The following is a 12,099-nucleotide window of genomic DNA, read 5'->3' as shown; positions in this document are numbered from 1 at the left end:
TCCAGCCTGTGTTTATGTGATACCTTTAATATCGATCAGAGGCAACTATTCATCCATGGAGCTGGATCTTTGCATTAAAGGCAGAAGAAGTGTGAGGAGCTATCTGGACCGGCCCGTGCCCAAAGAGGTCATAGACGGATTGCTTGATGCCGCGGTCTGGGCCCCCTCTGGGATGAATGAGCAGCCCTGGAGGTTCACAGTCATCCAGGACCGGGAGGTCATAGAGAGCCTCTCTCGCAAGACGAGGGAGCTGGTGATGAAAAGCATGCCTTTCTTGGAGGAGTCCGAGGCAGCATCAAAGTCGGAGCGAGATATGATCTTCTATGGCGCTCCTCTTCTTATTTTCATCAGCGTTAAAAAGAGTCCCAATCCCCTGTGGAGGGTGGTGAATTTCTTAGACTGCGGCCTGGCTGCGCAGAATATGTTTCTCTTCGCCTTCCAGGAGGGGCTGGGAAGCTGCTTCATCGGATTTGCCGATCACTTGAACCATGTTCCGGAATCTCTGGCCCAGATCGGAATTCCCGAGGACCACGAGCTCATGGCCCCGCTGATCTTCGGCTATCCAAAGGAGGTCCCGGAGGCAATGCCAAGGGAGGCGAAGGTGCTCAGGTGGATCTGAAGCATCGATCAATAACGTTTTCTGGACATAATTGACCTGAGCTCTGGCCTCTGAGTTCCAATCGAGCTTTTGGAGAGCCAAATCTATCTTTTCACAGCAAGCTGAGCAGTCCCGTCAGGCTTAAGACGCATTCACCATCTTCCGGCTGGCATTCGCCCCAGTTCCGCTTCAGTATCGCCCTCCAGCCATAGCTTCGAGCGGCAAGGATGTGCTCGTGCTCCTCGGTGACAAATATGGCCTTATTCTCTGCTTTCACCAGTCCGCTCTTTTCCAGTGCCCGGTCGAAGATTCGCTTATCCGGCTTTTTGATATTTTCAGGGTGCTCAGAGGAGAGGACTATAAGATGGGGGTCAATGAACGAGGCGATTCTGCATTCCTCCAGAAAGGAGTGCACCTCGTCGACTGTTACCTCTTCAGACAGGTTGGAGATCACTCCCAGCCGGTAGCCGCGCTCACGCAGCGCCTTCAAGGTCTCCAATGCATCGCTGTAGAGATAGTACTGACCGTTCACCTTTTCAAGCAGGGTATGGGTGAGGTCGAAGAAGATCGCAGGGCGCATGGAATTGCCAGTAATGATATCAACCGGATAGAATCATTATGCAGAGCTATATATGAATGTTTTCAGGGCAGCGTTAAATGGCGAGCACGCCGGCAGTCGCCCCCAGGCTTATGCGCCAGTTTTTCCCGATGCTTTCTCCTCCCCTTACACCTATAAGCGACAGTTACCCGCAGTGGGTCTGCTCCCTTCCGGGCCTGAACCGGTTCCTGCAATTATGGTACACGGGTCATTCCTCAGAAGGACCCATGGACCGGTGCTATCCCTACAGGACGGAGAATCATAGTCGGCAGCTGGACTGAACGCACAGCGCCCGAGGTCTTCCGTCAGCTTCGCCCCCCGCGTATCGACGATTTCGGGTTATAGGTGACGCCGAACCACCCGGACTGCCCGCCACTTTTAACATTGAGGTGTACAGCTAATAAAGCTAACGCAAAAAAGAGGTGCAAAATATGGCAGATGACATGGATACAATTATGGGTTTCATCATGGGAAACAAGCAGCGGGAAAGGATTGTCCAGATCCTGGGCTCCAAGGGGAAGATGGAGTCAGATAAGGTGGCCAAGGTCACTCATATCCCTGCCCCGTCAGTCAAGAAGATACTGGCGGAGATGGCAGAGCGGGATCTGGTCCGAGAGGAGAATGGCATCTGGGGACTTACCGGGGCTGGAGAAGAGATAGAAAAGGAGCTTAAGAAAAGAGGCTGAGTAAGCCTCTAATAGCCCTCTTCCTGGAGGAGATAGTCCAGCTTCTCCACGCAGTTCCAGGTTAAGATGAGCTGGGCCAGGCCGATGGCATTGACGTATTCTTCCCTTCGATCGCTGATCATGCCGTCCGTTCCCAGGGATTCTCCCAGCTTCTTCTCCAGGTCAGAGATCATGGATTGATGAATCTCCCCGTCCATGGTCATGATCCCCACCCTTTTCCCGTAGTAGTCATCCCTCTGAAACTCAATGGAAAACTCATGCTCCGATCGGCGCAGAATCTTGGAGAGATCGATGTTCATGCTCACCTCGGACACGGGATGCTCCATTATCTCCATGATCAGCCGCACCGAGTACCAGTCCAGGGTGGACTGGGAATCGAGTAGAGAGGGATGAAAACGGGAGTCTTGAATCTTGATCACAATCTGGGCATAGATCTTCTGGATGTCCACATAGAGCTTGTAGTCCGGCTCGCGCTGCAGAATCTCTGCCATCACCTGTCCTGTCTCATAGCCCCGCTCGCCCACATCTCTCCTGATCTTCCACAGCCTTTTCACCGACCGGGAGGGATCGACGAATATCTTGAAGTCGATCTGGCTTCTCAGCCGCTCGGTGTAAAGGGGGTGAAGGCCCTCTACGATTATCACCGGCGCCGGGCCGAAGGGCACCGTCCCTGAGATCTCTCCGGTGCGGTGGTCGTAGACCGGTTTGTCTATTCTCTCATTTCTCCGCAGGGCTTCCAGATGCTCAGCCAAAAGGTCGAACTGATTGGCATCGGGGTGCAAGGGGGTGATGTTTCTCTCCTTTCTCTGCCTTCTGTCCAAAGAGTGGTAGTCGTCCATGGAGAAGGTGGCCACCATATCCTCCCCCAGGATCCTTCTAATGCCCCGTGAGATGGTGGTCTTACCCGATCCACTATCCCCAGCAATGCCAAATACGAATACCCGTCCCGATTCCCTGATTCTGTCCTTGAGCGATCTCATGAGAGCACAATGCCTCCAGAATGCAATTCTGGCTAAGAAATAGATGAATGTATGCCTTGGATGATTTAAGGCCTATTTGCTCTTTTTTTCCGCCACCAGATCCTCAAAATCCCGGGTTTCGTCGATGTCCTCCAGCTCCCTTTTCTCAATGAGGGCGGTCTCCTCTATGCACTCCAGCTTCGTCTCACCGTCCACTATCACCACCGACTTGGTGCGGGCGACGGAGGAGAGGCTGCTCATCAGCCGGGCCTTCTTGATTATGCTCTGGGAGAACTTGCCCACGCCCGTGAGGACCACCAGTTTTCCTTCCCTGGTTATAGCATTAAATGGCGCCTGGGCGGTGGGAACCACCTCAAAACCGATCTCCAACAGCAGTCGCAGGATGTTGTCCGTCACCGGCCCCTTCACCTCTGCCACCGCCTCGGTCTGGAAGGGATCTACCGGCTCGATCAGCTCCTCATTGAAGATCTCCTCCAGCTTCAAAGCCACATCAACCGAGGTGTCCATGTCCTCGACCTCGTACTTGCTAATGGTCCTGCGGGAGACGCCTAGCTCTGTGGCCAGGGCCCCCAAAGATATGCCTCGTGCCAGCCGGATCTGTCTCATCCGGTCTCCATCGATGCGCACATAAAGCCCGCCGTGCGCCGCATAGACCAGGGGCAAGGCCCCTTCCAGCAGGCAGTCTGCCAGGGTGAACAGGCTGAGGGTGGGAATGCCATAGCGGAAGTAGACCGCTCCCCTCTCCAGGTACTGGTCGCGGGTCTTCTCTCCGACCAGTATGGGGCTGGCTAATAGGTGCTTGGCCAGACGCCTGATCTCCAGGGCAGTCCTCTCATTCAGGCCGTCGATATTGGAGAGGATCTTCAAAAAAAGGAACTGATCATCTCTTCTGGCTGCCAGGTCGAAGCTCCTGGGACGGAGATAGCAGCGGTCAGAGGTAGAGAATCCTGCCTCTCTCAAAACCTCCTCCACATGCGCGGCAAGAAGCTCCTTATCCATCATTATATATGTCCGTTTGACCGCTATTTAAGCTTGACCATGTTTATTGGAATAGATGATACCGATTCTGAACGAGGCCTGTGCACCACTTATCTGGCCGCGGTGCTCATGGAGAGGCTCGTTTCTTGGGGGGAGATCGAGGGCCTGCCCAGGCTCATCCGCCTCAATCCCTGCGCCCGCTATAAGACCCGGGGTAATGCTGCCCTCGCCTTCAGCCTTAAGAGCAGCCGCCCGGATATGGTGAAGAGAATCGCTCTCCAGACGCTTCTCGAGCTTTCCGACTTCTCTGGTTCCAACACCAATCCCGGACTGGTGATTGCAGAGGAGGTGACGGAGAGGATGAGGGCCTTCTATCGCTCTGCGGTCACGGAGATTCTCAGCATAGACTCCGCGAGACGACTTCTGGACGAGGAGGGGATATGGTATCGGGGCTTCAAGAAGGGAAGGGGTCTGATCGGCGCTCTGGCTGCGGTGGGGGCAGACCTGCCGGACTGGACCTATGAGCTGATAGCCTATCGGCAGCGCAGCCAGTGGGGCACGCCCAGGTTCATAGATCCCGCCACCGTATGGGAAGCGGACAGGCTCACTTATCCCCAGACCTGGGATACTGTGGACCATCATAACCATAGAGTGGTATTCGCGCCCCATTCTGCTGATCCAGTCCTCTTCGGCATAAGAGGCTCGGATCCAGTGGCCATTAAAAGAGCATTTGAGACCATAAGATCTGAGCCGGTGGAGAGGTATGTGCTCTATCAGACCAACCAGGGCACAGATGCCCATATCCTCGAAGGCCAGATAGCCCGGGCAAAGGACAGCCAGAGCTACCGGCTGCACGGTTTTGTCGCCGGGCCGGCCAGGGTGATCGCTGGTGGACACGTATTCTTGACCCTTCATAATGAGGGAGTGGGGCTGAATGGGGGGGGCAGGATTGAGTGCGCAGCCTTCGAGCCCACCAAGAACTTCCGCAATATCATAAAAGAGCTGCGGCCGGGGGATGAGCTGGAGGTCTTCGGTTCGGTGCGGGATGGAACGCTGAACCTGGAGAAGATCAACATCCTCCATCTTGCTCCCGAAAAGGTACAGGCAGCGCCCTTATGCCCTCAATGCCATAGAAGGATGGAGTCCGCGGGCAAGGGCCAGGGCTACCGCTGCCGTCGCTGCAAGACCAGATCATCCTCTCGCGAAATAGAGAATCGGGCCCGTGATCTTGAGACCGGGTTTTATGAGGTGCCTCCCTGCGCTCGCCGCCATCTCTCAATGCCTTTGGTGCGCTTGAAACAGAAGGATCTATGCATTCACCCCAGCCGCTAGACCACTTCAACTGTGGGCAATCAGTTGCAGGACGGTGGCGATTTAGGCGGGATGGTGTGCTGGCAAAGGGAAAAGAATGCAAAAAAGAGAAAAACTAAAGGTGGCCCATCGGCCACAAATCCAGATGATTTATTTCTTGAAGGCGCCTTCCAGGGGCGGGACAACCTGCTTTTTCCTGGAGAGTACCTTTTCCTTGTAGATGGAGTTATTCTGGATCTTGCCGCCGAATGCCTTCTCAAATCCTGCCGCTGCCTGGGCATTTCCTACGAAGAGAATGTCGCTTGCCTCTTTCATGACATCGGTGAGCATCAGAACGATCATATCCAGACCTTCAGCGTCCTTCATCTTGTTCATCTCTTCCAGGATTGCCGCTCTCTTGGGCTCCAGGTCCTTCAGATCCATGACCTCGATCTGACCAACGCCGGACTTTGTGCCGGAGAAGTCGAACTTCTTGAAGTCTCCCAGGAGAATATCCTTGGCCGACTTGGATGAGACATCGCTCTTGGCCTTCAGCAGCTCCATACCGAAACTCATCGGATCGACGCCAGCGATTTTGGCCAGCTTCTCCACTGCGGTCTTGTCGCGAGGAGTGCAGGTGGGCGACTTGAATAGGACGGTATCTGAGAGGATGGCGGACATCATCAGGCCAGCCATCTCCTTGCTGATCGGCACATTGTTCATCTCATAGAGGTTCGCGATGATGCCGCCAGTCGCGCCCACCGGCTCATTGAGGAAGAATATGGGCTTTCCTGTAGCCAGGCCCCCTATCTTGTGGTGGTCCACGATCTCCACGATGTTCTCCATATTGAGATTGTCCACCGCCTGGGCCATCTCATTGTGGTCTACCAGTATCACTTTCTTGTCTGTAGCATCGGTGAGCTTCTCCGGGTAAGGAACCTTGAAGTGGTCCAGCAGGAACTTGGTCTCGGCATTTATGTCTCCTGCGGCGGCAGGTACGGCCTCTTTCATTCCCAGGGCGTTCTTCAGATTGGCATAGGTTATGGCAGATGTTACAGAATCGGTATCAGGACTCTTGTGCCCGATTACATAGATCTTGTCGGTCAAACGAAGCACCTCAGCATTGTTAATGTAGAACACTAACTTAAAGCTTACTGGCGGCAGCGCTCCGATATGAGTCGATTATTATATCGTATGTAGATAACTTTATTAATCATGGATGAATTCTTGTAATGTCCCTTTCGAGGGCTGACACGAGCTTAGAGTATGTTCTGCCGTGAGTGCCGGTGCAGGATAGGGACTACAGGCCGCGTTGATAGGTCCTTATGGTAGGATACTGACTATCGTCTACCTATGACCATGAGACAACCCAAATGCGGTACAGACGCCCGTTGCGAGGGTTGCTGGCCTGACTGCGGATACCCATCGGATGACGTGCCAGAGTTAGTATCGGGCGACAAATTAATCTTCATTATGGCCTTTCTGAAGTTGTGAAAGGCCTGCTTATCACACTGGAGGGGATCGACGGCTCGGGAAAGAGCACAGCGATCCGCCATATTGCGGCAAAGCTGAAGGAGCTGGTTCCGGAAAGAACGCTGCTCATCACCGCTGAGCCCTCCAACAGCGCTGCTGGGAGGATACTGCGTTCAGAGATATTGAGGGAATCGACCGGCGAGCTATCATTTGCCGAGCACATGGAAGAGCTCTTCCTCTTCATGGCAGACCATGCCCGCCACCTGGCCGATACCATAATCCCATCTTTGGAGGCGGGGGCAATTGTCTTATGCGATCGGTATGCCGACTCCACCGCTGCCTATCAGGGGGTGACTCTGAAAGGGATTGTTCCCGATCCCCTGGTCTGGATCAGAGAGATCTATCGACCATGGAACCTGCGCCCGGACAGGACTCTCCTCTTCCTTTTGGATCCCCAATTATCAGTGCAGAGAATCAGCTCTCGTTCGGGGAGAGAGAAGTTCGAACGGCAGGAGTTTTTGCGCCAGGTGGACGGGAACTTTCGCAGGCTGGCATCCCTGGAGCCAGAGCGCTTTGTGATCATAGATGCGAGCCTCGATGAGGATGCGGTGGCAGAGAGCGCTGTATCTTCCATACTTGAAATGCTGACCTAGCCAGACCTTGTTGGGGACTGGAAGGGCAACCCGAGCAGCGGCAAGATCAGCTCGCTCCTGATACACAAGCTCACTTTTCGGATAGGGCGATCTCTATTAGCCTCTTCGCCCAGGCCAGCTTCTTTCTTTTTCGGGGGGTCACGCTCTGGTCCTCAAAGTCAAAGCCCACCAGCTCAATTGAGGACGCCCCGAGCTCGACCGCCAGGAATACGGACCGATCTCCGTCTGTGAATCCCCCAAAGTTGTACAGTCCACCCGATGGCCGGCACTGGCAGGTGCCGATGACATTCTCCAGCTGGGGCACATATCTGGCTAAGGCATCCAGATTGTCTCCGTGAGCATGAACGACGATGATCGCTTTCTTCTGGCAGGCCTCCAGAATTGCAGGAAAGGGGCCGTCCAGGTCGGAAACCACAACATCCGGCACAATTCCCCTTCTTAAGAGAACTGCTGCCGCCCCGTCCGCAGCGATGCGGGCAGCATCCATAGGGGGCAGCGCATCAAGCTCGCGGTCAAGGGATGGAGCATTGCCAAATATCACTGCCTTTCTCCCGCGAATCCGTTCCTCTGCCGATGGGCGACAATCTCCGGAATACTGCAAAAGCTCTGCCAGTAGATGCGCTCCCTCTTCATCCCTGGCAGAAGAGAAGCCGAAGTCCTGCAATATCTGATTGTAGAATGGCTCCCACGTAGCGAACTGCATATTAAAAAAAGCGGGAGTGTTTCTCCCTCACTTAGTAGGTTCTTTGAAACTGGGCCTGGGTTGGTGCCTTAAAGCAGGTGCAATCGAAGATACCGGTTGCAGACTTGATGTACTTCTTTTCGGCAGAAGTCATGCTGTCAAAGCCGCCGAAGCAGCAGGGCAGCCAGTCCTCATTCTTCTGAACCAGACGGTAGGGAGTCTCCAGCGTCATGTTCTTTTCGATATGATAGGTTCCCCAGTAGTCTTCGTCTATCTCAATTGCTGGATTTCTCCAGGCAGTTTTCCTGATCGCGAGGTTCTCGGCGGTAAAGTCTCCGTCATCCAGGCTGGCATAGTTGTCGGCGGCCTGCAGGACACCAATGTGAGCCTTTCCGTCGGTCATATCCTCATTTATGGTCATCTGGGTATAGCCAATGCCGAAGATCTCAGGATCGTAGGTCTTATTGAAGACCTCTTTGACGACTATGTTCAACTCCTTATCCAGTGCATGGGCATACTCGACCTCATGATGCATGCTGGTGCCGGCGCGGTAGTTCTTTACCCAGGTCTTCTCCTTGAGCAGGGAGCTGTAGTCCAGGGGATTTGCTGCATAATATCCTGTTCCAACTGCAATCCTCATGGGCGCATAGACCATGGAGACATCCTCTTTGAACTCAATGCAGTTCTGATAATAATCATTGTAGTCTGCGTTGGCATCGTGGGTAAGGCGGTCCATATCCTGTAATGTCAAGAGGGACTCGCTGTTCAATGAGCCACTGCCGTGGGCGTAGTTTTTGACTGCGGTATTGCCCGCTTTGGCATAAATATAAGTCATGAAGTAGCCGTTACCCTGCACGCTCTGCTCGAAGTCGAATGTGGTATTCTTTTGCAGGATAGCGTTGGTGTATTTATACCCTTCATTAATGTCATTATCGGTTGCTGCTAATGAATTCCCCGTGAAAGCAATCAAAATCATTGCTGTCAGCGCTGCTAGTCTGGCCTTCAGATCAATCCCTCCATCTAAGCGAATATTGCCATTTCCATTAATATTCCTTCTTTTCTTTTGGTCAAATCACCTATTTCAATCTGTTGATTGCCTTTTGCATGCAAAGGCGGGATTTTGCCCTTCACTGCGTCATGGTAGACCCCTTCTCTGCTATGGAGTGGTCAATTGAGGGATTGATCCTTTTGGCCATTGTCCGGAGATAACCAAAAGGTTAATACGTAAAGGGTTTCTCGATAGGTATTAATATGCTCGCTCCTGTTGATCTTATGGAAAGGCCATTTTTGATCATACCGCTTGCATCAAACAACTGAGCAGTGGATAATCTGGAATGAGAATAGTGCACCTTTGTGCACTAGCCCGGCAATTCCATTTGAAAAACGAGTTGGGCGTATAAAAAACCCATATGTATCGCGCCATAGAAAAGCGCTTCGCCACCCTGGCGAAGGATTCCCGGGTTTTTTGGTTCCGGAGCGGGACCAAACCCCAGCCGTGGGCTGGAACAGGAGGACAAACGGGGGATGCTGGCAGAACTAGAAGAGAAAAGAGGCAAACTCAGGCAGGAGTCCCTTGCCTTTAAGGACAGACGCAGCCAACTGAACGCAGAGGCGAGCAAGTGGGCCGCCAAAAGAAATGAGCTTAACAAGGCCACCAAAGAGTTGATCGACAAGGCCCAAGAGCTCAAGAAGCTGCGGGATGAGAATAACAAGAATGTGGCTGAATCCAAAAAGCACAGGGACGAGTTCAACGAGAAGACCAATCAGCTCTATGCCAGGATAGACGATATCCGCAAGAAGTACAACCTCACTGGTGATCGTTCGATAAGAGACTTGCGCCGGGAGATTGATCATCTTGAGTTTAGGCAGCAGACTGAGGTCTTGAGCCCAGATAAAGAGAAGCAACTGGTGGATAAGATTGCCTCCCTGCATGCGGAGTTTAAGAGTCGCAAGGAGCAGCTTGAGAAGAACGAGGAGCTGAGGAAGCTTCTGGATGAGGCTCAAGCATTGAGGGATGAGGCATCAAAGCACCACGATGACGTCACAAAGTACGCAGAGCTGGCCCAGGAATACCATGATCAGATGATTGCGACCTTCAAGGAAGCCGATCAGACCCGTGCGGAAGCAGATGCCGCTCACAAGGAGTTTGTAAAGGCCCAGGAGGCTGCAGATGAGCAGCATAAGGAGTTCATCCGCACCCAGCGAGAGGTTCGCGACTTCGAAAAAGTGATCATGGGCTTGAAGAAGAAGAATAAGGATATCAAAGAGGATCGCGCCAAAGAGGTTGCCAAGCGCGAGGCAGAAGAGATCCTTACCCACTTCCGACAGGGCGAAAAGCTGAATACGGCAGATTTGCTAAGGTTGCAGCGTGCCGGCCTGGTCTGAAAGGCTCGAAAATTTCCACCTAATTGGGCAGATAAACTGCCCTTTCTCAGATTTTAGCATTTCTTGATTTATTCTTGGGCTTGCCTGATGTTTTCGATCCAGTCAAGTGGCAGCGTTTAGCCCATTCTGCTGGGAATCGATTTACAGGACCGCAAGCTTTTAGAGCAGCAGATCCGATCTCGGAGTGATGAACGAAATCCGCCTCCTCTTCGGAAGGCCGGCCATCCCTGATAGAAAGGATCTCATATCGGCAATAAAGGATCTGCAACATCGATACGGTTGTATTGTGCAGGCTTTGGATGCAGATAAAGTGGTAAGCAATAGGCATATCCTCTTCGCCACGGAAAAGGCCTTATCCGCCTTCTCTCAGAGAAGAAACATCGCCAAGGATGTTGGCATGGAGATAATGAGATATGCTTCCGGAGAGAGGCAGATTGAGAGGGCCCTAAATATGGGTGTATCAGATAAGACCGAGCGCATAGCCCTCGTCCTCGCCAGCCTGGAGGGCCAATGCAACTGGCCAGATGAAATAGAGCTGTCTAGACTTCTAAAGCCGGATGGACTGGGCTGCTCCTGCCGATACAATGCGGTAAAAGAGGTTTTTAATATCTCTTCTGCAGAGCTTGATTCGGTGGGAGAGGACAGGATAGAGGATCTGGTTATCGAGAGAGTTGCCCTGGCGGATACATACCGCTGAATTGTATAGAGAAAGGATGAGTTCTACAATGAAGGAAGAATTCTATACCCAGAAGCGTTGGCTTAACTGGATGAACAAGGTGAAGGACAGCAACTTCAAGCTCACAGAATCCGATGATAAGAACTCGGGAGCGGTCTTCATCTATATCATGGACGATGTGGTTTTGGCCTGTCTCAAGGTCATTGCCCGCTTTGAAAGAGAGATCATAAGCGCTGAAGAGGCTTTGGACGATATCGAGGCCATCCGTTCAATTGTCTTCCAGGAGCACGAATCCCTTGGAGAGGATGCCGATCTGATGATAGAATCACTCAAGACCTCGCTTGCTGCTGTATTCGTCTCCAGCCAGCGCTATATCACCGGAAGCTTCGATCGGGAGAGCCCCCTCGATGAGCTGGTGGCAAGGGCAGTAGCGGCAGAGGAGAAGGAGAATCTGGATGAGGCCTTCGATCTGCTCAGCCAGGTGGGGGCCAGGGTGATCGGTGGGGAGAATCTTCCCGAGATCGGCGAGCTGCCTTATTGTATGACTGCTGAGCTGATGGACGGCATTGATGCCATCTCCGCGGCCATGATAGGCGATGACAGCTATAAGGATGAGGACGGATCGGAGGATACAGGTGAGGGTGATTAGTCTCGCTTAATTCTGCCCTGTTTTTCCTTCGACAGGAGAATAAATGATAAAAAGAAGCCTCTAGCCTATCCTGGTTGTCACTTCACATCCATTTTCCAGAATCAGGACCGTATGCTCTGCCTGGGAGACCAGCGCCCCCTCAACCTCCCATAGTACCGGGTATCCGTGCACAGCGCCGCTCCGCACGAGATGCATCAATGCATATTCCGCCCTCTCGGCCTTCAACCACCGTCTGGCGAAAGGTAGTGTCTTATAGCTCTCCACGATCTCCTTCATCAGGGCTCTGGCCGCGGGAAGCCTCTGGGGCCGGGACCCGCCGAATCCATAGATCTCAGTGATGGGCGCCTCGCTGATCCTCCCCGAGCCATTGGTGGCGAAGGGCTCAATGGCGATGACATCCCCCTCTTTTAGGATCACTCCCTTATCCATTCTCTTGTTCGGCACCGCTGGC

General features: G+C 53.0%; 13 protein-coding genes, 1 other RNA gene and 1 pseudogene. 7 read left to right on the top strand and 8 right to left on the bottom strand.

All coding sequences use genetic code 11. The annotated features are described in order from the left end of the window. Positions 1-619 (top strand): nitroreductase family protein (locus tag BP822_RS05150; protein WP_286877868.1); only part of this gene is annotated, 619 nt, incomplete at its 5' end. Between the two features lie 91 nt (positions 620-710). Here the strand turns inward: BP822_RS05150 and BP822_RS05145 are convergent. Continuing rightward, positions 711-1,178 (bottom strand): HAD family hydrolase, encoded by a 468-nt coding sequence (locus tag BP822_RS05145; RefSeq protein ID WP_273278195.1) that lies wholly within the window; start codon positions 1,176-1,178, stop codon positions 711-713. 78 nt (positions 1,179-1,256) lie between these two features. Next, an RNA gene (gene ffs, locus BP822_RS05140) (signal recognition particle sRNA) lies at positions 1,257-1,571 on the bottom strand. A 56-nt stretch (positions 1,572-1,627) separates the two neighbouring features. Here ffs and BP822_RS05135 point away from each other — a divergent pair. Next, complete coding sequence (locus tag BP822_RS05135; protein ID WP_273278196.1) at positions 1,628-1,882, top strand: transcriptional regulator; 255 nt, start codon at positions 1,628-1,630, stop codon at positions 1,880-1,882. An 8-nt stretch (positions 1,883-1,890) separates the two neighbouring features. Here the strand turns inward: BP822_RS05135 and BP822_RS05130 are convergent, their stop codons facing one another. Both BP822_RS05130 and BP822_RS05125 read right to left on the bottom strand, forming a co-directional pair. Then, positions 1,891-2,862 (bottom strand): phosphoribulokinase, encoded by a 972-nt coding sequence (locus BP822_RS05130; RefSeq protein WP_013719525.1) that lies wholly within the window; start codon positions 2,860-2,862, stop codon positions 1,891-1,893. Between the two features lie 72 nt (positions 2,863-2,934). Then, entirely contained in the window at positions 2,935-3,861 is a 927-nt protein-coding gene (locus BP822_RS05125; RefSeq protein ID WP_048132174.1) for a transcriptional regulator, read from the bottom strand. Positions 3,862-3,900: 39 nt separating this feature from the next. Between BP822_RS05125 and BP822_RS05120 the strand changes: the two genes are divergently transcribed. Next, positions 3,901-5,172 carry a tRNA(Ile)(2)-agmatinylcytidine synthase gene (locus BP822_RS05120; protein ID WP_013719527.1) on the top strand — a complete coding sequence of 424 codons (1,272 nt, stop codon included), beginning with the start codon at positions 3,901-3,903 and terminating at the stop codon, positions 5,170-5,172. A 129-nt stretch (positions 5,173-5,301) separates the two neighbouring features. Here the strand turns inward: BP822_RS05120 and BP822_RS05115 are convergent, their stop codons facing one another. Next, on the bottom strand, positions 5,302-6,237 hold the full coding sequence (locus BP822_RS05115) for a manganese-dependent inorganic pyrophosphatase (RefSeq protein WP_013719528.1): 936 nt from the start codon (positions 6,235-6,237) through the stop codon (positions 5,302-5,304). Positions 6,238-6,620: 383 nt separating this feature from the next. Between BP822_RS05115 and tmk the strand changes: the two genes are divergently transcribed. Next, positions 6,621-7,256: a dTMP kinase gene (tmk, locus tag BP822_RS05110; protein WP_013719529.1), complete on the top strand. Its 636-nt coding sequence runs from the start codon at positions 6,621-6,623 to the stop codon at positions 7,254-7,256. A gap of 70 nt (positions 7,257-7,326) precedes the next feature. On the opposite strand, the gene BP822_RS05105 is transcribed toward tmk, so the two are convergent. Both BP822_RS05105 and BP822_RS05100 read right to left on the bottom strand, forming a co-directional pair. Then, complete coding sequence (locus BP822_RS05105) at positions 7,327-7,959, bottom strand: 6-hydroxymethylpterin diphosphokinase MptE-like protein (RefSeq protein WP_013719530.1); 633 nt, start codon at positions 7,957-7,959, stop codon at positions 7,327-7,329. Between the two features lie 31 nt (positions 7,960-7,990). Continuing rightward, the gene (locus BP822_RS05100) at positions 7,991-8,914 is read right to left on the bottom strand and encodes a hypothetical protein (RefSeq protein WP_013719531.1); all 924 of its coding nucleotides are present in this window, start codon (positions 8,912-8,914) and stop codon (positions 7,991-7,993) included. A 548-nt stretch (positions 8,915-9,462) separates the two neighbouring features. Here BP822_RS05100 and BP822_RS05095 point away from each other — a divergent pair. The 3 genes from BP822_RS05095 (at position 9,463) to BP822_RS05085 (ending at position 11,648) form a co-directional block, all read left to right on the top strand. After that, complete coding sequence (locus tag BP822_RS05095) at positions 9,463-10,323, top strand: coiled-coil protein (RefSeq protein WP_013719532.1); 861 nt, start codon at positions 9,463-9,465, stop codon at positions 10,321-10,323. A gap of 187 nt (positions 10,324-10,510) precedes the next feature. Beyond that, entirely contained in the window at positions 10,511-11,020 is a 510-nt protein-coding gene (gene cgi121 / locus BP822_RS05090; RefSeq protein ID WP_048132176.1) for a KEOPS complex subunit Cgi121, read from the top strand. Between the two features lie 28 nt (positions 11,021-11,048). Beyond that, complete coding sequence (locus BP822_RS05085) at positions 11,049-11,648, top strand: DUF2150 family protein (RefSeq protein WP_013719534.1); 600 nt, start codon at positions 11,049-11,051, stop codon at positions 11,646-11,648. Positions 11,649-11,708: 60 nt separating this feature from the next. On the opposite strand, the pseudogene BP822_RS05080 reads toward BP822_RS05085, so the two are convergent. Next, positions 11,709-12,099 (bottom strand): annotated as a pseudogene (locus BP822_RS05080) (type II methionyl aminopeptidase); the annotation flags it as partial.

Origin of the sequence: Methanosaeta sp. UBA458 (genome assembly GCF_002496085.1) — an archaeon.
In the GTDB taxonomy this organism is placed as follows: Archaea; Halobacteriota; Methanosarcinia; order Methanotrichales; family Methanotrichaceae; genus Methanothrix; species Methanothrix soehngenii.
Note: the sequence above shows the minus strand (reverse complement) of the source record. Positions and strands in the feature narration are given on the sequence as shown.

Excerpts from the sequence above, each read along its gene's own strand:
- BP822_RS05145 (WP_273278195.1), bottom strand. The coding sequence starts at position 1,178 with ATGCGCCCTGCGATCTTCTTCGACCTCACCCATACCCTGCTTGAAAAG.
- BP822_RS05135 (WP_273278196.1), top strand. The coding sequence starts at position 1,628 with ATGGCAGATGACATGGATACAATTATGGGTTTCATCATGGGAAACAAG.
- BP822_RS05130 (WP_013719525.1), bottom strand. The coding sequence starts at position 2,862 with ATGAGATCGCTCAAGGACAGAATCAGGGAATCGGGACGGGTATTCGTA.
- BP822_RS05125 (WP_048132174.1), bottom strand. The coding sequence starts at position 3,861 with ATGGATAAGGAGCTTCTTGCCGCGCATGTGGAGGAGGTTTTGAGAGAG.
- BP822_RS05120 (WP_013719527.1), top strand. The coding sequence starts at position 3,901 with ATGTTTATTGGAATAGATGATACCGATTCTGAACGAGGCCTGTGCACC.
- BP822_RS05105 (WP_013719530.1), bottom strand. The coding sequence starts at position 7,959 with ATGCAGTTCGCTACGTGGGAGCCATTCTACAATCAGATATTGCAGGAC.
- BP822_RS05100 (WP_013719531.1), bottom strand. The coding sequence starts at position 8,914 with ATGATTTTGATTGCTTTCACGGGGAATTCATTAGCAGCAACCGATAAT.
- BP822_RS05095 (WP_013719532.1), top strand. The coding sequence starts at position 9,463 with ATGCTGGCAGAACTAGAAGAGAAAAGAGGCAAACTCAGGCAGGAGTCC.
- cgi121 (WP_048132176.1), top strand. The coding sequence starts at position 10,511 with ATGAACGAAATCCGCCTCCTCTTCGGAAGGCCGGCCATCCCTGATAGA.
- BP822_RS05085 (WP_013719534.1), top strand. The coding sequence starts at position 11,049 with ATGAAGGAAGAATTCTATACCCAGAAGCGTTGGCTTAACTGGATGAAC.